Below are 24991 nucleotides of genomic sequence, written 5' to 3' on the forward strand. Positions count from 1 at the left end.
ATCATGACGGAACTCTTCATCGACGGCGCCTGGGTCGCGGGCTCGGGCCACGTCTTCGCGTCGCGCAACCCGGGCACCGACGAGATCGCGTGGCAGGGCGCGAGCGCATCGGCCGCCGACGTCGACCGCGCGGTCGCGAGCGCGCGCCGCGCGTTCGCCGGCTGGTCGGCGCTCGACTTCGAAGCGCGCTGCGAGATCGCGAAGCGCTTCGCGGCGCTGCTCAACGAGCGCAAGGAAGCGCTCGCGACGGCGATCGGCCGCGAGACCGGCAAGCCGCTGTGGGAAGCGCGCACCGAGGTCGCGGCGATGGCCGCGAAGGTCGGCATCTCGATCCAGGCGTATCAGGAACGCACCGGCGAGAAGCGCCAGGACATGGCCGACGGCGTCGCGGTGCTGCGCCACCGTCCGCACGGCGTCGTCGCGGTGTTCGGGCCGTACAACTTCCCGGGCCACTTGCCGAACGGCCATATCGTGCCGGCGCTGATCGCGGGCAACACGGTCGTGTTCAAGCCGTCCGAGCTCGCGCCGGGCGTCGCGCGCGCGACCGTCGAAGTGTGGAAGGACGCGGGCCTGCCCGACGGCGTGCTGAACCTCGTGCAGGGCGAGAAGGACACCGGCATCGCGCTCGCGAACCATCGCCAGATCGACGGGCTGTTCTTCACCGGCAGCTCGGATACGGGCACGCTGCTGCACAAGCAGTTCGGCGGCCATCCGGAGATCGTGCTCGCGCTCGAGATGGGCGGCAACAACCCGCTCGTGATCGGCGAGATCGAGGACATCGACGCGGCCGTGCACCACACGATCCAGTCGGCGTTCCTGTCCGCGGGCCAGCGCTGCACGTGCGCGCGCCGCATCTTCGTGCCGCAGGGCGCGGCGGGCGACCGTTTCCTCGCGCGCTTCGTCGACGTCACGTCGAAGATCACGGCGGACGTGTTCGACGCCGATCCGCAGCCGTTCATGGGCGCGGTGATCTCCGCGCGCGCGGCCGCGAAGCTCGTCGACGCGCAGTCACGCCTGCTCGCGCAGGGCGCCACGCCGATCATCGCGATGGAGCAGCGCGACCCGCGCCTCGGCTTCGTCAACGCGTCGATCCTCGACGTGACCGGCGTCGCCGACCTGCCCGACGAGGAGCACTTCGGCCCGCTCGCGCAGATCATCCGCTACGCGACGTTCGACGAAGCGATCGAGCGCGCGAACGACACCGCGTTCGGCCTGTCCGCGGGCCTCATCGCCGACGACGCGCGCGCGTGGGAGCACTTCCGCCGCACGATTCGCGCGGGGATCGTCAACTGGAACCGGCCGACCAACGGCGCATCGTCCGCCGCGCCGTTCGGCGGCGCGGGCCGCTCCGGCAACCATCGCCCGAGCGCGTACTACGCGGCCGACTACTGCGCGTATCCGATGGCGTCGGTGGAGAGCACCCAACTGACCCTGCCCGCGAGCCTGTCGCCGGGCCTGCATTTCTGATCGAGGGAACGACGATGAACGCACAAGAAGCCAATTTCGACGGACTCGTCGGCCCGACCCACAACTACGCCGGGCTGTCGTTCGGCAACGTGGCGTCGCTGAACAACGAGAAATCGGCCGCGAACCCGAAGGCCGCCGCGAAGCAGGGCCTGCGCAAGATGAAGCAGCTGGCCGACCTCGGCTTCGCGCAGGGCGTGCTGCCGCCGCAGGAGCGCCCGTCGCTGCGCCTGCTGCGCGAGCTCGGCTTCTCCGGCAAGGACGCGGACGTGATCGCGAAGGCCGCGAAGCAGGCGCCCGAGCTGCTCGCCGCGGCGAGCTCCGCTTCGGCGATGTGGACCGCGAACGCGGCGACGGTGAGCCCGTCGGCCGATACCGGCGACGGCCGCGTGCACTTCACGCCGGCGAACCTCTGCAGCAAGCTGCACCGCGCGATCGAGCACGAGTCGACGCGCCGCACGCTGTCGACGCTGTTCGCCGACCCGGCGCGCTTCGTCGTGCATGAAGCGCTGACCGGCACGCCGGCACTCGGCGACGAAGGCGCGGCGAACCACACGCGCTTTTGCGCGCAGTACGGCCAGCCGGGCGTGGAGTTCTTCGTGTACGGCCGCTCGGAATACCGCCGCGGGCCGGAGCCGAAGCGCTTCCCGGCGCGCCAGACCTTCGAGGCGAGCCGCGCGGTCGCGCATCGCCACGGGCTGCGCGAGGACGCGACGGTCTATGCGCAGCAGGACCCGGACGTGATCGACGCGGGCGTGTTCCACAACGACGTGATCTCGGTCGGCAACCGCGACACGCTGTTCACGCACGAGCGCGCGTTCGTCAACAAGCAGGCGATCTACGACACGCTGACGGCGGCGCTCGACGCGCGCGGCGCGCACCTGAACGTGATCGAGGTGCCGGATGCGGCGGTGAGCGTCTCCGACGCGGTGACGTCGTATCTGTTCAACAGCCAGCTGCTGTCGCGCGCCGACGGCTCGCAGGTGCTCGTCGTGCCGCAGGAATGCCGCGAGAACCCGAACGTCGCCGCGTACCTGGACAGCCTCGCGGCCGGCAACGGGCCGATCCGCGACGTGCTCGTGTTCGACCTGCGCGAGAGCATGAAGAACGGCGGCGGCCCGGCGTGCCTGCGCCTGCGCGTCGTGCTGAACGACGCGGAGCGCGCGGCCGTCACGTCGAACGTGTGGATCAACGACACGCTGTTCGCGTCGCTCGACGCGTGGATCGAGAAGCACTACCGCGACCGCCTCGCGCCGGACGACCTGGCCGACCCGGCGCTGCTTGACGAGTCGCGCACCGCGCTCGACGAACTGACGCAGATCCTGCGTGTCGGGTCGCTGTATGACTTCCAGCGCTGAGGCCCGCATGCGCGACGCGGCCTGGCTCGACGACTTCCTCGCGTTCACGCTGGCCGGCGACGCGCCGGCCGTGCGCGACGGCGTCTGCGCCGGCGGCGCGGTGCGCTGGCAGTGGCAGGGCGAGGGGCTGCTCGCGCTCGAGCCGGGCGCGGCGGACGTGGCGTCGCGCCGCAGCGTGCTGGTGTCGGCCGGCGTGCACGGCGACGAGACCGCGCCGATCGAGCTGCTGTCGATGCTGGTGCGCGACGTCGCGGCCGGCACGCTGCCGCTCGCGTGCCGGTTGTTCGTCGTGCTTGGCAATGCGTCGGCGATGCGCGCAGGCGAGCGCTATCTCGACGACGACCTGAACCGCCTGTTCAGCGGGCGCCACGCGCAGGTGCCGGACAGCCGCGAGGCGCCGCGCGCCGCGCAGCTCGAGGCGGCTGCCGCGGCGTTCTTCGCCGCTGCACCGGACGAACCCGGCGCGCGCTGGCATGTCGACATGCACACGGCGATCCGCGCGTCGGTGTTCGAGCAGTTCGCGCTGCTGCCGCATACGGGCACGCCGCCGTCGCGCACGATGATCGAATGGCTCGGCGATGCGCGCATCGCGGCGGTGCTGCTGCATACCGCGAAGGGGCATACGTATTCGCATTACACGGCCGAGCATTGCGGCGCGCTCGCGTGCACGCTGGAGCTCGGCAAGGTGCGGCCGTTCGGCCAGAACGACCTGACGCGCTTCGCGGCCGCCGATCTGGCGGTGCGTCGGCTCGTGTCGGGCGTGGGGGGCGACGAGCGCGCATCGTTGCCGCGGGTGTTCACGGTGATCGACCAGATCACGAAGCAGAGCGACGCGCTCGAGCTGTTCGTCGCGGCCGACGTCGCGAACTTCACGCCGTTTCCGCGCGGCACGGTGCTCGCGCAGGATGGCGCGTACCGCTACACGGTGCGGCACGACGAGGAGCGGATCGTGTTTCCGAACCCGTCGGTGAAGCCGGGCCTGCGCGCGGGCCTGCTCGTCGTCGACACCACGCGCGAGACGCTCGCCGCGCTCGTCTGACGCGCGGGCAGCGACGGCTGCCTTGCGCATTTGCGACATCGTCTTGCAAGTTCTGCATGCACGCCGCGTGGCGGCGTGCATGCAGTGCAGCAGGCCGCGCAGCCTGCCGCTTTGCCGTGACGGCGCGCGGGGATTGGTACAATCGCGGCCTTGCGGCTGTTGCGCCGCATCACGGCGACGCATCGCGATTGTCCGGGCGTTCCGGCCCTGCAATGATGCATGCGCACGTTGTTCCAGAACTATCCGTTCGTATCGAGGAGATTCCCTGATGAAGTTGGATTGGCGAAAAGTGGCCGCGCACGCGGTGGTGACGGCAGTGGCCGTGGCGGCAGGCAGCGCGTTTGCGGCGGATCTGAAGGAGATCCGTTTCGGCGTCGAGGCATCGTATGCGCCGTTCGAGTACAAGACGCCCGACGGCAAGCTGACCGGCTTCGACATCGATATCGGCAACGCGGTGTGCGCGAAGCTGAAGGCGAAGTGCGTGTGGGTCGAGAACGACTTCGACGGCCTGATTCCGGCGCTGCAGGCGCGCAAGTTCGACGCGATCAACTCGGACATGACGATCACCGAACAGCGCAAGCACGCGATCGCGTTCACCGATCCGATCTACACGATCCCGAACCAGCTGATCGCGAAGACGGGCAGCGGCCTGCAGCCGACTCCGCAGTCGCTGAAGGGCAAGCGCGTCGGCGTGCTGCAAGGCACGATCCAGGAAGCGTACGCGAAGAAGAAGTGGGCGCCGGCCGGCGTCGACGTCGTGCCGTACCAGACGCAGGATCTCGCGTATGCGGACCTGAAGTCGGGCCGTCTCGACGCCGCGTTCCAGGATTCCGAAGCGGGCGCGAAGGGCTTCCTGTCGAAGCCGCAGGGCGCGGGCTTCGCGTTCGCGGGCGGCACGGTCAGCGACGCCGAGATCCTCGGCACGGGCGTCGGCTTCGGCCTGCGCAAGAACGACGCGGCGCTGAAGACCGCGCTCGATCAGGCGCTCAAGGACCTGAAGGCGGACGGCACGATCGACAACCTCGCGAAGAAGTATTTCAGCGTGCCGGTGACGCTGAAGTAAGCGCGCGGTCCGATCCGTCGCACAAAGCAAACCGGTCGCTCATGCGGCCGGTTTGCTTTTGGGGGAGGGGGTTTCCGGTGCTGGCCCGCCGGGCCGCTCAGTGCTTGAAGAACCGCCCCAGCTCCCGCGCCATCTCGTTCAGCACGGCCATTTCCTGCTGCGTGATCTTCCGCGCCGGCTGCGCGCCCGCCCAGTCGCCATACAGCAGCGCGACCGCACCCGCACCGACGCGCACCGGCAGCAGCACGAACGCGTGCGCGTCGTCGAATGCATCCAGATACCACGCCGGCAAGCGCTTCATCATCTTCGGCTCGCGCGCCTGCTCGATGAAGATGCCGACGGAATTGGTGATCGCGAGGTGGAACACGTCCGGCTCGAAGCGCTCGTCGAAGCGCAGCTTGTCGAGCGCCGCGTCGACGCCGGCGCCGAAGCCGAGGCGCGCGGCGAACGTGCCGTCGTCGTGCCGCACGAACATCACCGTGCGGGTGAACGCGAGTCCCGCGAGCAGGCTTTCCGACGCGAGCGCGAGCACCGGCGTCAGCACGTGCTCGGACGGCAGCGCGCGCAGGTCCGAGAGGCCTGCCTCGAGGCAGGCCTCGGGCTCGCCCTGCGCACGTGCAATCGCATCCGCGTTCGCGCGCAGCTCGACGATCTCGCGCATCACGGTATCGCTCGCCTCTTCGCGCACCAGCCGGTCGGCGATCTCGACGAGCGCGTCCGGACCCGTGTCGAGCACCGCGCCGTAGTGCTGCGCGAGCGACGCGATGCGCGCGTCGCGCTGCGGGCTCGCCGGCATCGCCAGCGCACTCGCGACGTCGGTCGAGCAGCGGCTCACCGCGCGCAGCCACGCGATTTCGCTGGCCGGGCTGTCGTCGTCGGACGTGTCGCGCGCTTCGCCGTCGTCTTCCACGAGGTCGTGGCTGTCGTCGTCGGTCATGCTCGCGCGGATCACGTCGGGCAGCCGCCAGCGGGCCGCCGCCTCGAGGCCGATCTCGTCGAAGCCGACGCCGAGCACGTCGACGCAGGCCGCGGCCTCGTCGCCGTGCAGCTCGGCGGCGCGCCGGCGGATCCGGTCCCATTCGCTGTCGAGGTAGCAGACGACCAGCAGCTTGCCGACCTGGCGCATCAGCGTGCAGACGACCGCTTCCTCGCCGGCGCGCAGGTCCGCATGCTCGGTCAGCTTGCGGGCGACGCAGCCCGACAGCAGCGCGCGGTTCAGCTCGAGCTTCGCGTCGATGCGGCGCGACGTGCTCTGGTGGAAGTGATCGACGAGCTTCAGGCCGACGACGAGGTGGCCGACCGCGTCCATGCCGAGCACCATCAGCGCGCGGGTCACGGTCGTGATGTTGCCGCCGAACGCCATGTACATCGCGGAGTTGGCGAGCCGCAGCACTTTCTGCGTCAGGGCGAAGTCGGACAGCACGACGCGCACGAGCGCGGTGAAGTCGAGATCGTCGTTCTTCATCGCGGCCATCGTCGCGCGCAGCGATTCCGACAGCAGCGGGAAGTCGCCCCGTTCGTTCATCCGGGCCCACAGCTTGTCGAGCAGCGTCGTCCGGGGCAGGTGTTCGGTGATTGACATACGGATCTGTTCGGTTCGCGTGGGCGGCGCGTCAGGCCGCCTCGTGCAGGCGGAGCTGCTGCGCCTCGAAGCGCTGCGCCAGTTCCTCGGACGGCAGCGCCTGGCAGACGAGCCAGCCCTGGATATGGTTGCAGCCCATCTCGGTCAGCAGTTCGCGCTGCGCCTCGGTCTCGACGCCTTCGGCGACGAGTTCGAGATCGAGCGTCTGCGCGAGGCCGACGACCGCCGACACGATCGCGCGGTCGTTGCGCGACGTCAACAGGTTCTCGACGAAGCTGCGGTCGATCTTCAGCTTCGCGAGCGGGAAGCGCTGCAGGTAAGCGAGGCTCGAATAGCCGGTGCCGAAATCGTCGATCGCGAAGCGGATGCCGAGTTCGGTCAGCTCCTCGAGCAGCCCTTTCGCGCGCGCCGGATCGTGCATCAGCAGGCTCTCGGTGATCTCGAGCACGATCCGGCGCGGATCGATGCCGGTCAGCGAGATCGCGTCGCGCACGCTCTGCGTGAAGCGCGGATCACGGAACTGCTGCGGCGACACGTTGACCGCGACGTACTGCAGCGCGAGCTCCTGGCGGTCCCACGCGACGAGCTGCATGCACGCGGCCTTCAGCACCCAGTTGCCGAGGTAGTTGATGAGGCCGATCGATTCCGCGAGCGGAATGAAGGTGGCCGGCGGCACGAGCCCGTGCACCGGATGGCGCCAGCGGATCAGCGCCTCGACGCCGACAACCGCGCCCGACTGGCTGCGCGTGATCGGCTGGAAGTGCAGCGAGAATTCGCCGTTGCGCACGCCGTCGTAGAGGTCGGCCTCGAGCTTCAGGCGCTCGGCGTCGGACCGATCGTCGAGCGGCGTGTGGAACGCGAGCGCGTTGCCGCCCGACGCCTTGGCCTGCTCGAGCGCATGATCCGCGCGGCGCAACAGCGGGCTGTGGTGCTGCGCGCGATGCGTCGCCGCGCGCTCGTCCGGATAGAGCGCGATGCCGATGCTCGCGGACAGGTGCACGGGCTGCCCGTTGTACACGTAAGGCTGCCGCACCGCGGCCTGCAGCCGGCGGCCGAGCGCGCCCGCGATGTCGCTTGCCCGCGCGCGGTCGGCGGCGGTGAACACCACCGCGAACTTGTCGCTCGCGACGCGCGCGAGCTGCTCGTCCGGCGTCACGAGCGCCTGCAGCCGCTGCGCGGTTTCGCGCAGCAGCGTGTCGCCGGCGTCGTAGCCGAGCGCGCGGTTGATCCGCTGGTAGTCGTCGAGGTCGAGCAGCACGAGCGCCGCGCAGGTGCCGGACTCGTCGGCGAGCTGCTGCGCGCGCATCAGCGCCGGCACCAGTGCGGACAGGTTGTCGAGCCCCGTCATCGGGTCGTGATGCATCTCGTAGGTGAGGCGCGCCTCGAGCGCGCGCCACGACGACACGTCGAACGCGGCGACCGCGAAGCCGTCGACGCCGTGGTGGCGGCTCTTCACGGCGCGCACCTCGACGTCGAGCGGGTAGGTCAGCGACTTGACGATGCACATCGTCGCCTTCTCGACCTGGCCGGAACGCGCGGCGCGCGCGAGCAGGTCTTCGAGCGCCGCGGTATCCTGTTCGGCGATCAGGTCGCGCAGCGTCAACGTGTGCAGGTAGTCGCGGTGATAGCCGATGAAGCGCAGGCTCGCATCGGAGACATACAGAAAGCGCAGCTCACGATCGACATGGGCGAGGAAATCCACCGGGCCGACCGTCTGCTCCAGCCAGTTGCGCACGGTGTCGTCGCGACGCGGTGCGCCGGCGCGCGCGGGCATCAGCGCGCCGCCCGACCAGGCGAAGCGGCGCAGCGTATGCAGGGCGCTGCGCCAGGAGCCCTTGCGTGGCGTCTGTTTCCTGTTGGCTTCCATGTTTCTCGCTGACGTGAAGGGCTGGAACCGGTTGTCCGCAACAAATAACGGCAAATCACGCGGAATCTTTAATTCATGCGCAGCCCGCATGGAAGCGGTTCCGCGCGACCGGATCACGTGCAAATGTTCGATGGTCGAACGTTTGCGAACACGCATCGAGGCTGACTTTATAAGAAATGAGGATGCAGATGAAGCGAAAACTGACGGTGATATGCGCCGCGGCGGCGCTGGTGGCGGGTCATGCGCTGAACGCGCAGGCGGAATTGAAGCCGGGCGATGCCGCGCCGGATTTCACGACGCAGGCGTCGCTGGGCGGCAAGACTTACACGTACTCGCTCGCCGACGCGCTGAAGAAGGGGCCGGTCGTGCTGTACTTCTATCCGGCCGCGTTCACGAAGGGCTGCACGATCGAGGCGCACGCGTTCGCCGACGCGGTCGACCGCTACGCCGCATACGGCGCGACCGTGATCGGCGTATCCGCCGACAAGATCGACACGCTGACGAAGTTCTCGGTCAGCGAATGCCGCAGCAAGTTCCCGGTCGCCGCCGACCCCGACGCGCGGATCATCCGCGCGTACGACGCGAAGCTGCCCGCGCTCGACCGCGCGAACCGCGTGTCCTACGTGATTTCACCGGAAGGGAGGATCCTGTACGAGTACACGAGCCTGTCGCCGGACAAGCACGTCGAGAATACGCTCGGCGCCGTCAAGGCGTGGGCGGGCACGCACCCGAAACAGTAAGGGTGACGACGGCGACCGCCCGGCGGTCGCGCCGCGGGCCGGGGGCGGGCGGTCGCGCGGCCGCCGGGGCCGCGCAGGCGGGCGTCACGCGCGCAGCGCCTGCTCGATCGGCACGCCGCCGCCGACGAAGCCGATGGTCTTGCGCGAGATGCCGAGCTTGATCGCCTCGATCGCGGCCCAGGCGACGTCCTGGCGCGACACGGGCGGAGCCGGGTCGAGGCGCTCCTCGGTCAGCGCGATCTTGCCGACGCCGGGGGCGTCCGCGAGCGGGCCGGGGCGCAGGATCACGTAGTCGACGCCCGACGCGATCACGTGGTCGTCGCCCTCGCGTTTCATCTGCGAATAGTGGCGCAGTGCGTCGGGGCTGCGCTCGGGCCAGTAGGCCGTCAGCGAACTGATCACGACCAGCTTCTGCACGTTGCAGGCCAGCGCATAGTCGGCCGCGCGGGCGACCGCGTCGCGATCGATCTGCTCCTCCTCGGCCACGCCCTCCGACTCGGCCGACCCGGCCGCGTAGATCGCGTGCGTGACGCCCTGGAATGCGTGCGAGAAGTCGCCCGCGAGGTCGGCCTCGATCACCTTCGCGCCCGGCAGCGTGTAGCCGTGCCGGCGCACGAGCGCCGTGACCTCGAATTCCGGCTGCTTGAGCAGCAGATCCGCGCAGGCCTGGCCGGTGCGGCCGGTCGCGCCAATCAGCAGTACCTTCGTCGTCATGAAACCGCTCCTTGCTCGATGCGTCGCCGGTCCAGATGGGGACGGACGACCGATACTCAAGTGTATGTCGAATTGGCCCGGCGGCGGGCGGGGAAATGGGGGCGTACCGGCGGCGAGGAGCGGCGAGCGCATGGCGGCGACTGCGGAAGCGACTCGCGAACCGGCTATCATGTGCGCCATGCATTTTTTGCCGCAACGCGACGACGCGTCGGCCAACCGGTTGGAGTACACATGGCATTACCCCTGGATAACGTCAGCATGGCGGTGTTCTGCGACTTCGAGAACGTCGCGCTCGGCGTGCGCGACGCGAAGTACGAGAAGTTCGACATCAAGCCGGTGCTCGAACGGCTGCTGCTGAAGGGCAGCATCGTCGTCAAGAAGGCCTATTGCGACTGGGATCGCTACAAGGGCTTCAAGGCGTCCATGCACGAGGCGAGCTTCGAGCTGATCGAGATTCCGCACGTGCGCCAGTCGGGCAAGAACTCGGCCGACATCCGGCTCGTCGTCGATGCGCTCGACCTCTGCTACACGAAGTCGCACGTCGACACCTTCGTGATCATCAGCGGCGACTCGGATTTCTCGCCGCTCGTGTCGAAGCTGCGCGAAAACGCGAAGAAGGTGATCGGGGTCGGCGTGAAGCAATCGACGTCGGACCTGCTGGTCGCGAACTGCGACGAATTCATCTTCTACGACGATCTCGTGCGCGAGCAGCAGCGCGCGCTTGCGAAGCGCGAACAGCAGCGCGCCGGCAACGGCGGCGCGAAGCGGCCCGACGAGCCGTCCCGCAAGCCCGAGCTCGAAGCGCGCCGGACCGAGGCGATCGCGCTCGCGGTCGAGACCTTCGACGCGCTCGCGTCGGAACGCGACGACGTCGGCAAGATCTGGGCGTCGGTGCTGAAGAGCGCGATCAAGCGCCGCAAGCCGGATTTCAACGAGTCGTATTACGGCTTCCGCGCGTTCGGCAACCTGCTCGACGAAGCGCAGGCGCGCGGCCTGCTCGAAGTCGGCCGCGACGACAAGTCGGGCGCGTTCGTGTCGCGTGCGCGCCAGGCCGCGGCGGCGGAGCCGGCGGCGCCCGCCGATGTGCCGGCGGCACAGGACGACGCACGGGCGGTTGAACCTGCGCACGCCGAACGCGAGCGCCGCCGCGGGCGGCGCGGCGCGGCGCACGCGCAGGAAGCGGCAGCGCCGGTCGTGGCCGAAGCGGTCGAGCGTGACGTGGTCGACGCCGCCGCGCCGGAAGCGGCGGGGCACGCGGACGCGGCCGGCCCGGGCGGTCCGGACGACGCGCACGACGAGAAGAAGGACGGCCGCAAGCGTGCGCGCAAGAGCGCGGCAAAGAAGGTCGGGACGAAGAAGGGCAGCGCGAAGAAGACTGACGCGAAGGAAGCCGACGCGCGGCACGGCGACGAGCACCACGGCGACGCGAAGCATGCCGACGCGAAGCACGGCGAGCGCAAGCACGGTGACGGGAAGCATGCGGAGCGGACGCACGCGGACGCTCCGCAGGTCGAGATGAACTTTGTCGACGGCGCGCATGCCGACGCGACGTCAGCAGGCACGAAGGCGGCCGCCGTCGCCGCCGTGGAGCCGCAACCCGAAGCGGCCGCGCTGGCCGAAGCGGCCGCCGACGCCAAGCCGAAAAAGCCGGCCCGCAAGACGGCGCCGCGCGCGCGTCGTCCGCGCAAGACCGCGCCGGCCGCCGAGTGAGCACCGGCTGACGCGGCGGCCTAGCTGCCCAGCGAGTAAGGCTGCGTCATCACTTCGAGGAAATGGCCGTCCGGGTCGTCGAAATACACGCCCCGGCCGCCGTTGTGCCGGTAGATCTCGCCGGCGCGCTGTTTCGACGGATCTGCCCAGTACGCCAGCCCGTGCTCGCGAATTCGCGCGAAGACCGCGTCGAACGCGGCTTCGTCGATCAGGAACGCATAGTGCTGTTTCGCGATGTCGCCCGTTCGTTCGTGGAAGTCGAGCGACACGCCGTTGTCGAGCTGGACGACCAGCATCGGCCCGAACGGGATCGGCGGCGGCAGTTCCAGCAGCTCCGTCAGGAACCGGGTCGACGCGAGCTTGTCGCGACACCAGACGATCGTATGGTTCAACTGGACGTTCACGTTGTGTCCCCGTGACGCGCGCGCGGTAGCGCGCTTGCATACACGATAGCCGATGACGATCGTCGATGCTTGCCCGCGTTCAAGGCGGGCAGGCCAGGAGACGGGGTGGCGGGGCGCGGCCGGCGCGCGCCCCGTCGGTCAAGGCCGGGCGCCGTCAGTTGCCGTCAGCTGCCCGCGACCGTCGCGCCGCCCGACGCACCCCGGCCGCGGCGCTTCTCGACCCACACCCGCAGCCGGTCCATGTACAGGTAGACGACCGGCGTCGTATAGAGCGTCAGCATCTGCGACACGATCAGGCCGCCGGCGATCGCGATCCCGAGCGGCGCGCGCAGCTCGGCGCCGTCGCCGCTGCCGAACGCGAGCGGCACCGCGCCGAGGAGCGCGGCCATCGTCGTCATCATGATCGGCCGGAAGCGCAGCAGGCACGCCTCGTGGATCGCGTCGAACGACGACATCCCGCCGTTGCGCGTCGCATCGATCGCGAAGTCGACCATCATGATCGCGTTCTTCTTCACGATGCCGATCAGCAGGATCACGCCGATCAGCGCGATGATGCTGAACTCGGTCTGGAACAGCAGCAGGCCGAGCAGCGCGCCGACGCCGGCTGACGGCAGCGTCGACAGGATCGTGATCGGGTGGATGTAGCTCTCGTACAGCACGCCGAGCACGATGTAGACGGCCATCAGCGCGGCGAGGATCAGGATCGGCTGGTCGTTCAGCGACTGCTGGAACGCCTGCGCGGTGCCCTGGAAGCTGCCGTGGACGGTCGGCGGCACGCCGATCGTGGCCATCGTCTCGTAGATGACCTGCGTTGCCTGCGACAGCGACACGCCGGGCGGCAGGTTGAACGAGATCGTCGTCGCGACGAACAGGCCCTGGTGGTTCACCGACAGCGGCGTCGTGCTCGGCCCGAACGTCGCGATCGCCGACAGCGGGATCATCGTCGACTTCGACGTCGACACGGCCGCGCCCGACGACGCGCTCGACTTGCCGCTCGCCGCGATCGAATTGAGCGCCTGGTTGCGCGCGGAATCGGCCGCGATCGCGGCGGCGCTCTGCGCGGCGGTGCCGGCGCTCGACGTGCCGGCCTTCGTCGCGACGTAGGTGCCCGCCGCCGAGTTGGTCGTCTGCGCGCCGCTCGCGCTGCCGCCCGACGTGCTGACCCACACCTGGTTCAGCATCTGCGGGCTCTGCCAGTACTTCGGCGCGACTTCCATCACCACGTGATACTGGTTCAGCGGGTTGTAGATCGTCGAGACCTGGCGCTGGCCGAACGCGTCGTACAGCGTGTTGTCGATCTGCGCGGGCTTGATGCCGAGCCGCGCGGCGGTCGCGCGGTCGATCGTCACCATCGCCTCGAGGCCGCCTTGCTGCTGGTCGGAGTTCACGTCGGTCAGCTCGCGGCGCTTCTGCAGCGCCTCGGTCAGGAGCGGCCCCCACTTGTACAGCTCGGCGCTCGAATCGCCGAGCAGCGTGAACTGGTATTGCGCGTTGCTCTGCCGGCCGCCCACGCGGATGTCCTGCGCGGCCTGCAGGAAGGTGCGCGCGCCCGCGACGTCGGCGAGCGGCCGGCGCAGCTGCTGGATCACCTGGTCGGCCGACAGCTTGCGCTCGGTGCGGTCCTTCAGCGTGACGAACATGAAGCCCGAGTTGGTCTGCGAGCCGCCCGTGAAGCCCGCGACGCTCTTCACGTTCGGGTTGCCCTGGACGATCCGCATCATCTCCGAGAACTTCAGCTTCATTGCCTGGAACGACGTGCTCTGGTCGGCCTGGATGCCGCCGATCATCAGCCCCGTGTCCTGCTGCGGGAAGAAGCCCTTCGGCACGACGATATACAGGTACACGTTCAGGCCGACCGTCGCGAACAGGATCGCGAGGATCATCAGCGGATGGCGCAGCGCCCACGACAGCGAGCGCTCGTAGCCGTGCTGCATGCGCGTGAAGCAGCGCTCGAGGAAGCGCGCGAAGCGGCCCTCGTCGCGCTTGTCGTGCGCTTCGGGGAGCAGCCGCGCGCACATCATCGGCGTGACGGTGAGCGACACCGCGAGCGACACCGCGATCGCGAGCGACAGCGTCAGCGCGAATTCGCGGAACAGCCGCCCGACGATGCCGCCCATCAGCAGGATCGGCAGGAACACCGCGACGAGCGACAGGCTCATCGACAGCACCGTGAAGCCCACCTCGCGCGCGCCGTCGAACGCGGCCTGCAGCCGCGGCGTGCCGTTCTCGATGTGGCGCGAGATGTTCTCGAGCACGACGATCGCATCGTCGACGACGAAGCCGGTCGCGACGATCAGCGCCATCAGCGACAGGTTGTCGATCGAGAAGCCGAGCAGGTACATCGCGCCGAACGTGCCGATGATCGAGATCGGCACCGCGACGCTCGGGATCAGCGTCGCGCGCCAGTTGCGCAGGAACAGGAACACGACCATCACGACGAGGCCGACCGCGATCAGCAGCGTGTGCTCGGTGTCCCGCAGCGATGCGCGGATCGTGGTCGAGCGGTCGAGCACGGGCGTGACCGTGATGTCGGCCGGCAGCGACGCCGTGAGCTGCGGCAGCGCCGCGCGCACGCGGTCGATCGTCTCGATGATGTTCGCGCCGGGCGAGCGGTACAGGATCACGAGCACCGCGCGCTTGCCGTTCGCGAGACCGAGGTTGCGCAGGTCCTCGACCGAATCGACGACGTCGGACAGGTCGGACAGCCGCACGGCCGAGCCGTTGCGGTACGCGACGACGAGGTCGCGGTATTGCGACGCCTGCGAGGCCTGGTCGTTCGTGTAGAGCTGGTAGCGCTGCGGGCCGAACTCGATCGCGCCCTTCGGGCTGTTCGCGTTCGCCGACGCGAGCGCCGCGCGCACGTCCTCGAGGCCGATGCCGTAGTGGAACAGCGCGTGCGGTTCGAGCTCGACGCGCACCGCCGGATTCGCGGAGCCGCTGACCGACACCTGGCCGATCCCGTCGATCTGCGACAGCGACTGCTGGAGCACGGTCGACGCCGCGTCGTACAGCTTCGCCGGCGACGAGGTTTCCGACGTCAGCGACACGACCATGATCGGCGAATCGGCCGGGTTGACCTTGCGGTAGGTCGGGTTGCTCTTCAGCGCGGCCGGCAGGTCGGCGCGCGCCGCGTTGATCGCCGCCTGCACGTCGCGCGCCGCGCCGTCGATGTCGCGGTTCAGCCCGAACTGCAGGATGATCCGCGCGTTGCCGACCGTGCTGGTCGACGTCATCTCGGACACGTCGGCGATCGAGCCGAGGTGCCGCTCGAGCGGGCTCGTCACGCTGGTCGCGACGGTCTCCGGGCTCGCGCCGGGCAGCGACGCCTGCACCGAGATCGTCGGGAAGTCGACCTGCGGCAGCGGCGACACCGGCAGCTTGATGAACGCGAACAGGCCCGCGAGCGCGACCCCGAGCGCGAGCAGCGTCGTCGCGATGGGGCGGGTGATGAAGGGGCGGGACAGGTTCATCGGTTACGCATCCGTGCGCGGGCCGGCGGCCGGGCCGTGGCGTTCGAACCAGCCGCGCACGCGGCGCGCGAGCGAGTCGAACCCGAGGTAGATCACGGGCGTCGTGAACAGCGTCAGCACCTGCGACACGATCAGGCCGCCGGCGATCGCGATGCCGAGCGGCTGGCGCAGCTCGGAGCCCGCGCCGGAGCCGACGATCAGCGGCACCGCGCCGAGCAGCGCGGCGAGCGTCGTCATCAGGATCGGCCGGAAGCGCAGCAGGCACGCCTGGTAGATCGCCTCGCGCGGCGGCTTGCCCTCCGCGCGTTCGGCTTCGAGCGCGAAGTCGATCATCATGATCGCGTTCTTCTTCACGATGCCGATCAGCAGCACGATGCCGATGATGCCGATGATGTCGAGGTCGTGCCCGGTCATCATCAGCGCGAGCAGCGCGCCGACGCCGGCCGACGGCAGCGTCGACAGGATCGTGATCGGGTGGATGTAGCTCTCGTACAGCACGCCGAGCACGATGTACATCGTGACGATCGCCGCGAGGATCAGGAACAGCTGGTTCGACAGCGACGCCTGGAACGCGAGCGCCGCGCCCTGGTAGCGGGTCTGGAACGACGCGGGCAGGCCGATCTCCTTCTCGGCCGCGTCGATCGCCTGCACCGCCTCGCCGAGCGATGCGCCCGGCGCGAGGTTGAACGAGATCGTCGTCGACGGGAACTGCGACAGGTGCGACACGAGCAGCGGCGACGGCCGCTCGTGGAACGTCGCGATCGATGCGAGCGGCACCTGGCCGCCGCCCGCGGACGGCAGGTACAGGTTGTTCAGCGAGTCGGTGTAGTGCTGCATCTGCGGCTCGGACTCGAGGATCACGCGGTACTGGTTCGACTGCGTGAAGATCGTCGACACGATGCGCTGGCCGTATGCGTCGTACAGCGCGTTGTCGACGGTCGCGGGCGTGATGCCGAAGCGCGCGGCGCTCGCGCGGTCGATCTCGATGTACACCGACTGGCCGCCGTTCTGCAGGTCGGTCGCGACGTCGGCGAGCGACGGCTCCTGCTTCAGGCGCGACACGAGCTTCGGCACCCAGGTCGCGAACTCGTCGGCGTTCGGGCTCGTCAGCATGAACTGGTACTGCGTCGGGCTGACGGTCGAGTCGATCGTCAGGTCCTGCACCGACTGCATGTAGAGCGAGATGCCCGACACGTGCGACACGCGCTGCCGCAGGTCGCGGATGATCTCGGCCGCCGTCTCCTTGCGCTGGCCGCGCTCCTTCAGGTTGATCAGCATCCGGCCGCTGTTCAGCGTGATGTTGGTGCCGTCGACGCCGATGAACGACGTCAGGCTCTCGACGTTCGGATCCTTCAGGATCTCGGCGGCGAGCTGCTGCTGCCGCTCGGCCATCGCGCCGTACGAGATCGACTGCGGTGCCTGCGTGATCGCCTGGATCACGCCGGTGTCCTGCGGCGGGAAGAAGCCCTTCGGGATCAGCACGTAGAGGAGGCCCGTCAGCACGAGCGTCAGCACCGCGACGACGAGCGTCGAGCGCTGGCGGTTCAGCACCCATTCGAGCGCGACCGCGTAGCGCGCGATCACCCAGTCGATCGCCTGGTGCACGCGCGCCTCGAAGCGGTGGCTCTCCGGCGGCGGCGAATGGCGCAGGAGCTTCGCGCACATCATCGGCACGAGCGTCAGCGACACGATCGCCGAGATCACGATCGTCACCGCGAGCGTGATCGCGAACTCGTGGAACAGCCGCCCGACCACGTCGCCCATGAACAGCAGCGGGATCAGCACGGCGATCAGCGACACCGTCAGCGAGATGATCGTGAAGCCGATCTGCTTCGAGCCCTTCAGCGCGGCCTCGAGCGGCGAGTCGCCGTCCTCGACGTAGCGCGCGATGTTCTCGATCATCACGATCGCGTCGTCGACGACGAAGCCGGTCGCGATCGTCAGCGCCATCAGCGACAGGTTGTTCAGCGAGAAGCCCGACAGATACATCACCGCGAGCGTGCCGATCAGCGACAGCGGCACCGACAGGCTCGGGATGATCGTCGCGTAGACGTTCGCGAGGAACAGGTACATCACCAGCACGACCAGCGCGACCGCGAGCATCAGCTCGAACTGCACGTCGCGCACCGCCGCGCGGATCATCGTCGTGCGGTCGGTGACGATGCGCACGTCGAGCGCCGCGGGCAGCGATTCCTGCAGCTTCGGCAGTTGCGCCTTGATCGCGTCGACCGTCTGGATCACGTTCGCGCCCGGCTGGCGCTGCACGTTCAGGATGATCGCGGGCTCCGCATCGACCCACGCGCCGAGCTTGGTGTTCTCCGAGCCGGCGATGATCTTCGCGACGTCGGTCAGCATCACCGGCCGGCCGTTCTTGTATGCGACGACGGCGTCCTGGTACTGGTCGGCGCTCGTCAGCTGGTCGTTCGCGTTGATCGTGTACGCGCGCGTCGGGCCGTCGAAGTTGCCCTTCGGCGTGTTGACGTTGAGGTTCGAGATCGTCGTGCGCAGGTCGTCGAGGTTCAGCCCGTACTGCGCGAGCGCGGTCGGGTTCGCCTGGATCCGCACGGCCGGGCGGTTGCCGCCCGACAGGCTGACGAGGCCGACGCCCGCGACCTGCGAGATCTTCATCGCGAGCCGCGTGTCGGCGAGATCCTGCACCTGCGTGAGCGGCAGCGTCTTCGACGTGACGGCGAGCGTCAGCACCGGCGCGTCGGCCGGGTTGACCTTCGCATAGATCGGCGGCGCGGGCAGGTCGGAGGGCAGCAGGTTGCCGGCCGCGTTGATCGCGGCCTGCACTTCCTGCTCGGCGATGTCGAGCGGCAGGTCGAGCGCGAACTGCAGCGTGATCACCGACGCGCCGGCCGAGCTCTGCGACGACATCTGGTTCAGCGACGGCATCTGCCCGAACTGCCGTTCGAGCGGCGCGGTCACCGACGACGTCATCACTTCCGGGCTCGCGCCGGGATAGAAGGTCTGCACCTGGATGGTCGGGTAGTCGACCTCGGGCAGCGCCGCGAGCGGCAGGAAACGCAGCGCGACGAAGCCGGCCAGCATGATGGCCGCCATCAGGAGGGCGGTGCCGACCGGCCGGAGAATGAAGATGCGGGACGGATTCATCGGACGGCCCGCGCGTTACTGTGCCGATGCCTGCGATGCGCCGCCGCGATGCTGTCCGCGGTGCGCGCCTTTCGCGCCGGATGCGCCGGAGGCCGCGCTCGCGCCGTGCGCGCCCGACGCGCCCGTCGGCTTGTCGGCCGGGATCGTGATCGTCGAGCCTTCGCGCAGGCGGTCGGACCCGTCGGTGACGACCCGCTCGCCGACCGCGACGCCGTCGACGATGCTGGTGCGCTCGCCGTCGACCGGGCCGACCTTGACCTTGCGCACCGTCACCGAATTGTCCGGCTTGACGACGTAGACGAACTGGCCGATCGAGCCCGTCAGCACGGCCGACGTCGGCACGATCGTCGCGTCGCGGACCGTGTCGACGAGCAGCCGCGTGTTGACGAACTGATTCGGGAACAGCAGCCCGCCCTGGTTCGCGAACGTCGCGCGCAGCTTGACCGTGCCGGTGGACGTGTCGATCTGGTTGTCGAGCGTCTCGAGCGAGCCGGTCTCGAGCGGCACCGTGTTGTTGCGGTTGTACGCGGTGACCGACAGCTTGCTGCCCGCGTTCACCTGCTTGAGGATCTGCGGCAGGTTGTCCTCGGACGTCGTGAAGATCACGCTGATCGGCTGGATCTGCGTGATCACGACGATGCCGTTCGCGTCGCCCGGCGTCACGTAGTTGCCCGGGTCGACCTGGCGCAGGCCGACGCGGCCCGACACCGGCGCGGTGATGCGCGCGTAGACGAGGTTCAGCTTCGCGGAATCGATCGCCGCCTGGTCGGTCTTCACCGCGCCCTCGTACTGCTTGACGAGCGATGCCTGCGTGTCGACCTGCTGCGACGCGATCGAATCCTGCGCGAGCAGCGTCTGGTAGCGTTTCAGGTCGAGGCGCGCGGTCGCGAGCAGCGCCTCGTCGCGCACGTGCGTGCCTTCGGCGTTCGCGAGCGCGTTCTGGTACGGGCGCGGGTCGATCTGCGCGAGCACGTCGCCCTTCTTCACGAGCTGGCCTTCCTGGAACGCGACCGACTGCAGGTAGCCCGACAGCTGCGTCTTGACGGTCACGTTCGCGAGCGGCGTCACGGTGCCGAGCGCGGACAGCACGACCGGCATTTCGCCGCGCGTCGCGGCCGCGACCTGCACCGGCTGCGGCACGTTCGCCATCGCGGCCGGGCCGCCTCGGCCGTGGCGGCCGCCGCCGCTTGCGCTCGCGCCCGAGCCGGGCTTGTCGGCGGCCGCGCCGCTCCACGGATGCCACCACAGCAGGCCGCCGGCCGCGACGAGCGCGAGCGCGCCGAGCATCAGCTTGCGGCGCGGGCGCCGCGCGGCGGGGGAGGCGTGCACCGGTTCGTGCGCGGGGGGCGTGGGCTTTTGTTGGTTGTCCATCGGTTCGGTCTGAAAGACGGCGTGCCTCGAGGCGGGCAGCGCATGTGCATGCGGCGTCAGGGGAGCCGGCCCGGCCCCGGCCTGCGCGGGAAAAGAGCGGTGCGCACCGCGAGGGCGGCGCGACGATGGGCATGATGCTACGTCCCGTCCCTGTTACAGTCCAGCGGTCTATCTTTCAACGGGTTACGTTCGTTACAGATGGCGACGGACGGCGCTCGCGCGCACGACGTGTGCACGTCGTGCGCGCGTCACGCCACGTCAGGCGCCGCGCCGCCGGGCGGGCGCGCCGCCGATCTCGCGGGTGATCTTCGCGATGCATTCGTGCAGTGCCGGCACCACGTGCTCGTCGAGCCATTCGGGCGGGCACTGGTGCGAGGCGCCGCCGCAATTGACCGAATAGCACTGGCCCGACGGGCCGACGAACCCGGCGGCGACCGCGTTCAGGCCCTCGCGCCATTCGCCGATCGCGATCGTGTGGCCCTGGCGCTGCGCGTCGTCGAGCGCGGGGGTGAGCCGTGCGAACACGTGCGGCCAGTCGTCGCCCGCTGCGGCCCGCAGCGCGTCGATCAGCGCGCGGCGTTCGTCGTCCTCGAGCGCGGCGAGGTATGCGCGGCCGACCGCGGTGCGCGCGATGTTCATCCGCGAGCCGATCTCGAGGCGCGTGACGAGCACCGCCGAGCGCGGCCGGATCACGTCGATCGCGACCATGTCGAGCCGGTCGCGCACCGCGAGGTGCACGGACAGCGACGTGCGCTCGGCCAGCTCGATCATGAACGGCCGCGAGCGCGCGCGGATGTCGAAGTTGCGCAGGAAGCCGTGGCTCAGCTCCAGCACCGACGCGGTGAGCACGAACCGCTCGCTGTCGGGCAGCTGGAACAGGAAGCCGGCGCTGACGAGCGTCGCGGTGATCCGCGACACGGTTGGTTTCGGGATGCCGGTCAGTTCGGTCAGCTCGCGGTTGCTGACCGGCGCGTCGGCGGCGGCGATGCGCCGCAGCACGGCCAGGCCGCGCGCGAGCGCGGTGATTTCGTCGGGCGACGATTCGCGTTCGCGGGAAGCAGGAGGATTCACGGGTGTCGACACGGGGCGTTCTCTCTATTTCCGAAACTGGATTTCAATTTTGTTGGAATTGTAGGATGATTGTCAAAGGATGCATGTTATTCGGGTCAACCGGTCACGAGATGGGATTTTACGGGTTCACCCTTGGTTTATTAGGAAAACTCCCGATCCTGCATCGCGGAAAACCGCATCGTTGGGTGCAAATACCGCTTGACTTGTCCGGCGGAAACGGAAAGAATGTCTCACGTTTTCGAAACATCGTTTCGCAGTTTAACCGGCAACGATGTTTCGCGCAGTCTCTCAGGTTCTAGCACGGCCCTCGGAATGGCTAGAACTTTTTTAGCGCCACGGTCTCCGTGGCGCTTTTTTTTTGCCCGTTCGCTGCGACGCGGCCCCGCCCATCTTGTCTCCCCCGTCCCCGAACCTGCCCGCGCGAGCACGTGTCGTTTGCGCACGCGCAAAAAAAAGCGCGACGCCCGCAAGGGGCATCGCGCGCAAAGCGGCGTAGCGCCACGAATGAAACGTGATGAAGCAGGGGGCGGTTCCCGTCGGTGACGGGACCCGGTGAGGGGTGTCAGGCCTTCGCGAGCTTGATGCTGGTCGGCTCGGCCGTCAGGTAGCCGACGCTCGCGCCGAAGCGGTTCTTGAAGTTCGCGCGCACGAGCGGATCGAGGGTCGGCTTGACCTTGTCGTGCAGCGGCGACTCCCAGTCGCCCGCGTGCTGGAAGTTGCTCATGATGTAGGTCCAGCCGTTGATCTCGTCGACCGCGTGCAGGCCCGTCGATTCGGCGCCGGCCGGGCAGGACAGCACCCGCGTCAGCGCTTTCGTGTCGACGTTGTACGCCCACAGGAAGTTGTTCACGTGCATGCCCGAGTCTTCGCCGATGAAGAGCGTGCGCAGCTTCTCCGAGAACTTCAGGTTGTCCGGGTTCGCGATCTTGTCCGGGTTCGCGAGGTTGCCGAGCGCGTCGGCGGCGGCGAGGTCCTCGCCGACCAGCGCGGCCGGCGCGCTCATGTCGACCGGCACCCAGTCGCTGTCGATCGCGGTGCCCGACGTGTCACGCTGGCTGCCCTTCAGGTTCAGCGCATAGGTCGCGCCCGCGGCGATCTTCCTGTCGAGCGCGACGTCGCGCGACACCGCGTTGCCCTTGACCATCGACGTCTCGATCCGCGACATCGCCGTGTAGACGATCTTGTCCTTCGCGTTCACCGTCGTGCCTTCGAGCTTCGTGAACGCCATGCTGCCGCCGATCAGCGCCGCGTAGCGGTGCGTCTCGAGGAACGCGGCGGCCTTTTCCATGCCCGGCTTCACGCGAACCCAGTTGAACTTGCCGCTGAAGTGGATCTTCGTGTAGGTCGAGTCGGCCGGATCGGTCGTCGCGACGTCCATGATGTCCGTCCACTTCAGCGTGTTCGCGAGCGCCTCGATCTCGGCGCTCGTCGCGTGGCCGATCCTGAGCCACGTCAGCGTCGCGGAGCCGGCGCCCGCCGCCGACGTCTGCGTCCACTTCGCGACGTACAGCGTGCCCGCCGACAGGTCGGCCGGCTTGTCCGCGACGAACATGAAGAGGCCGCCGTTGGTCGCGTCGTCGCCCATCATCACGGTGCGCTGGTCCGGCATCACCTGGATCAGCTCGTGCGAGATGCGGCCGAGGCAGTAGTGCTTCTTCGCGGTGCCGGTGCCGTCCGGGTTGACGGTGATCTCGGGCAGGTGGCCGTAGTGATACGGGTTGGCCTTGGTCTCGTCGCCGAACGTGTTCCGGCTGAACGCCTTGAACTGCGTGTCGGTCGCGGCCTTCGTCGCGTCCGGCTCGTATTCCTCGCTCGACAGGTGCGTGCCCCACGGCGACAGGCTCGCGCCGCAGGTGATCCACAGGCCGTGCGCCTTCGACGTATCGACGTTGTGGTACTTGACGAGCTTGAGCGCGCCGCTCGCCGGATCCTGGTCGAGCGTGAGCACCGCGATCGGCGACGGCAGCTGGCCGTACTGCGACACGCTCGCCTGGTCGCGCGTCGTGTATTCGAACTGCACGACCGCGAACACCGTGTTGCCCTTCACGCCTGCCACGCTGGCGTTCTTCAGCGTCAGCAGCGAGCTGCCGTCCGGGCAGTCCGAATAGAACTGGCGCTCCTTGCCCGCGACCGAGCGGTCGATGATCGGCTGGTTGTTGATGTCGTAGTAGCCGCCCGCGAGGATCGTGCCGCCCTTGCCGTCCGGCACCAGGTCGCCCGTCACGAAGAACGGCCGGTATGCGAGCTTGAAGTTGCGCGACGTGCCGTCGGAGAAGGACACCGACAGCGTCGAGCCCACCGTCGTCGTCGCCATGGCCGCCGGGTTGTCGAGCGCGGGCGCCGCCATCGACGCGAAGCTCGCCGCGGCGAATGCCGCCGCGGCCGGCGTCGCAGCCGGATTGTCGTCGCCGCCGCAGCCCGTCAGCAGGGCGGGCAGCGCGAGTCCGGAAAGGGGAAGCATGGGCGCGCCGGCGAGAATCTTCAGGGCCTGACGACGGGAAGCATTGGGCAACGCGGGCATGTGGTGTCCAGTTTCGGTTGTTGGAAGCGTTGTCGCCTTCGCGCGCCTTGCGATCGCAAGCTGTGCGAAGGCGAATTGAAAACTGGACCGAAGTGTAGGGACGAAAGATGAAAGTTTTTTGAATTGAAGTTGTAGGGTTGCCGAGCGTTCGTTCGAATCTCAATCGCGTTCGGGCGTCGCCGAAATGCGGTGGATCGACAGGTCGGCGCCGTCGAATTCCGCCTCGCGGTCGAGGCGCAGGCCGACGGTCGCCTTCAGCGCGCCGTAGACGAGCGTGCCGCCGGCCAGCGCGATCGCGATGCCGCCGAGCGTGCCGACGACCTGCGAGCCGAACGCGACGCCGCCGAGGCCGCCGAGGCTGCCGAGCGCGGGCAGCCCGAACACGCCGGCCGCGATGCCGCCGAGCGCGCCGCACATGCCGTGCAGCGGCCACACGCCGAGCACGTCGTCGATGCGCCATTTGTTCTGCACGCAGGTGAACATCGCGACGAACAGCGCGCCGGCCGCCGCGCCCGTCGCGAGCGCGCCGATCGGGTGCATCACGTCGGACCCCGCGCAGACCGCGACGAGCCCCGCGAGCGGGCCGTTGTACGTGAAGCCCGGATCGTTGCGGCCGGCGAGCCACGCGGCGAGCGTGCCGCCGACCATCGCCATCAGCGAGTTCAGCGCGACGAGGCCGCTCACCTTGTCGAGCGTCTGCGCGCTCATCACGTTGAAGCCGAACCAGCCGACCGCGAGCACCCAGGCGCCGAGCGCGAGGAACGGGATGTTCGACGGCGGGTGCGCGGCGATCCGGCCGTCGTTGCCGTAGCGGCCGTGGCGCGCGCCGAGCAGCAGCACGGCGGGCAGCGCGACCCAGCCGCCGAACGCGTGCACGACGACCGAGCCTGCGAAATCGTGGAACGGCGCGCCGAACGCATGCGCGAGCCACGCCTGGACGCCGAAGCGCTCGTTCCACGCGATGCCCTCGAAGAACGGATAGACGAAGCCGACGATGATCAGCGTCGCGACGAGCTGCGGATTGAATTTCGCGCGTTCGGCGATGCCGCCGGAGATGATCGCCGGAATCGCCGCGGCGAACGTCAGCAGGAAGAAGAAGCGCACGAGCGCGTAGCCGCTGTGCTGCGACAGCGTGCCGATGTCGTCGAAGAACTCGACGCCGTACGCGATCGTATAGCCGATGAAGAAGTACGCGATGGTCGACACCGAGAAATCGACCAGGATCTTCACGAGCGCGTTGACCTGGTTCTTCTTGTGCACCGTGCCCAGCTCGAGGAACGCGAAGCCCGCATGCATCGCGAGCACCATGACGGCGCCGATCAACAGGAACAGCGTGTCGACGCCGGATTTCAGACCATCCATTCCGAGGCTTCCTTGCTCAAAAAACGGGCGAGGAACGCAAAAATCGAGCCAAGCTGGTGAACGGCTGCGTGGAATTGGTGCGGCGCGCGCTGCCGCGCGGGGCGCGCGCGCACCGGACTGCGGCGGTCGTCCGGGCGG

The 24991-nt window shown here is 68.8% G+C and carries 16 protein-coding genes; 6 read left to right on the top strand and 10 right to left on the bottom strand.

Going from position 1 to position 24991, the window contains the following annotated elements; genetic code table 11:
- Nucleotides 1-3 precede the first annotated feature (3 nt).
- The 4 genes from astD to ACFIMZ_RS06395 all read left to right on the top strand — a co-directional run bounded on the left by astD (nucleotide 4) and on the right by ACFIMZ_RS06395 (nucleotide 4924).
- Nucleotides 4-1467 carry a succinylglutamate-semialdehyde dehydrogenase gene (astD, locus tag ACFIMZ_RS06380; RefSeq protein ID WP_431821882.1) on the top strand — a complete coding sequence of 488 codons (1464 nt, stop codon included), beginning with the start codon at nucleotides 4-6 and terminating at the stop codon, nucleotides 1465-1467.
- Nucleotides 1468-1481: 14 nt separating this feature from the next.
- Complete coding sequence (gene astB, locus ACFIMZ_RS06385) at nucleotides 1482-2822, top strand: N-succinylarginine dihydrolase (RefSeq protein WP_431821883.1); 1341 nt, start codon at nucleotides 1482-1484, stop codon at nucleotides 2820-2822.
- Nucleotides 2823-2829: 7 nt separating this feature from the next.
- Nucleotides 2830-3861 carry a succinylglutamate desuccinylase gene (gene astE, locus ACFIMZ_RS06390; protein ID WP_431822435.1) on the top strand — a complete coding sequence of 344 codons (1032 nt, stop codon included), beginning with the start codon at nucleotides 2830-2832 and terminating at the stop codon, nucleotides 3859-3861.
- Nucleotides 3862-4129: 268 nt separating this feature from the next.
- A complete protein-coding gene (locus ACFIMZ_RS06395; protein ID WP_431821884.1) occupies nucleotides 4130-4924 on the top strand; it encodes an ABC transporter substrate-binding protein in 795 nt (264 codons plus the stop codon).
- Between the two features lie 97 nt (nucleotides 4925-5021).
- On the opposite strand, the gene ACFIMZ_RS06400 is transcribed toward ACFIMZ_RS06395, so the two are convergent.
- A complete protein-coding gene (locus ACFIMZ_RS06400; RefSeq protein WP_431821885.1) occupies nucleotides 5022-6506 on the bottom strand; it encodes an HDOD domain-containing protein in 1485 nt (494 codons plus the stop codon).
- Nucleotides 6507-6537: 31 nt separating this feature from the next.
- Complete coding sequence (gene cdpA / locus ACFIMZ_RS06405; protein ID WP_431822436.1) at nucleotides 6538-8280, bottom strand: cyclic di-GMP phosphodiesterase CdpA; 1743 nt, start codon at nucleotides 8278-8280, stop codon at nucleotides 6538-6540.
- Between the two features lie 281 nt (nucleotides 8281-8561).
- On the opposite strand from cdpA, the gene ACFIMZ_RS06410 reads away from it, so the two are divergent.
- Complete coding sequence (locus ACFIMZ_RS06410; protein ID WP_431821886.1) at nucleotides 8562-9113, top strand: peroxiredoxin; 552 nt, start codon at nucleotides 8562-8564, stop codon at nucleotides 9111-9113.
- A gap of 84 nt (nucleotides 9114-9197) precedes the next feature.
- Here ACFIMZ_RS06410 and ACFIMZ_RS06415 read toward each other — a convergent pair whose 3' ends face one another.
- Entirely contained in the window at nucleotides 9198-9827 is a 630-nt protein-coding gene (locus ACFIMZ_RS06415; RefSeq protein WP_431821887.1) for an SDR family oxidoreductase, read from the bottom strand.
- Between the two features lie 231 nt (nucleotides 9828-10058).
- On the opposite strand from ACFIMZ_RS06415, the gene ACFIMZ_RS06420 reads away from it, so the two are divergent.
- The gene (locus ACFIMZ_RS06420) at nucleotides 10059-11537 is read left to right on the top strand and encodes an NYN domain-containing protein (RefSeq protein ID WP_431821888.1); all 1479 of its coding nucleotides are present in this window, start codon (nucleotides 10059-10061) and stop codon (nucleotides 11535-11537) included.
- Between the two features lie 20 nt (nucleotides 11538-11557).
- Here the strand turns inward: ACFIMZ_RS06420 and ACFIMZ_RS06425 are convergent, their stop codons facing one another.
- From ACFIMZ_RS06425 to ACFIMZ_RS06455, 7 genes are all read right to left on the bottom strand, one after another.
- Nucleotides 11558-11941: a VOC family protein gene (locus tag ACFIMZ_RS06425; RefSeq protein ID WP_431821889.1), complete on the bottom strand. Its 384-nt coding sequence runs from the start codon at nucleotides 11939-11941 to the stop codon at nucleotides 11558-11560.
- A gap of 164 nt (nucleotides 11942-12105) precedes the next feature.
- On the bottom strand, nucleotides 12106-15411 hold the full coding sequence (locus ACFIMZ_RS06430; protein ID WP_431821890.1) for an efflux RND transporter permease subunit: 3306 nt from the start codon (nucleotides 15409-15411) through the stop codon (nucleotides 12106-12108).
- Between the two features lie 3 nt (nucleotides 15412-15414).
- A complete protein-coding gene (locus tag ACFIMZ_RS06435; protein WP_431821891.1) occupies nucleotides 15415-18528 on the bottom strand; it encodes an MdtB/MuxB family multidrug efflux RND transporter permease subunit in 3114 nt (1037 codons plus the stop codon).
- 15 nt (nucleotides 18529-18543) lie between these two features.
- Entirely contained in the window at nucleotides 18544-19899 is a 1356-nt protein-coding gene (locus ACFIMZ_RS06440) for an MdtA/MuxA family multidrug efflux RND transporter periplasmic adaptor subunit (protein ID WP_431821892.1), read from the bottom strand.
- A gap of 258 nt (nucleotides 19900-20157) precedes the next feature.
- Nucleotides 20158-20982 (bottom strand): IclR family transcriptional regulator, encoded by an 825-nt coding sequence (locus ACFIMZ_RS06445; RefSeq protein WP_431821893.1) that lies wholly within the window; start codon nucleotides 20980-20982, stop codon nucleotides 20158-20160.
- 550 nt (nucleotides 20983-21532) lie between these two features.
- On the bottom strand, nucleotides 21533-23491 hold the full coding sequence (locus ACFIMZ_RS06450; RefSeq protein ID WP_431821894.1) for a PhoX family protein: 1959 nt from the start codon (nucleotides 23489-23491) through the stop codon (nucleotides 21533-21535).
- A gap of 159 nt (nucleotides 23492-23650) precedes the next feature.
- Nucleotides 23651-24853: an ammonium transporter gene (locus tag ACFIMZ_RS06455; RefSeq protein WP_431821895.1), complete on the bottom strand. Its 1203-nt coding sequence runs from the start codon at nucleotides 24851-24853 to the stop codon at nucleotides 23651-23653.
- Nucleotides 24854-24991 lie beyond the last annotated feature (138 nt).

Origin of the sequence: Burkholderia sp. F1 (genome assembly GCF_050813845.1) — a bacterium.
GTDB lineage: Bacteria > Pseudomonadota > Gammaproteobacteria > Burkholderiales > Burkholderiaceae > Burkholderia > Burkholderia ubonensis.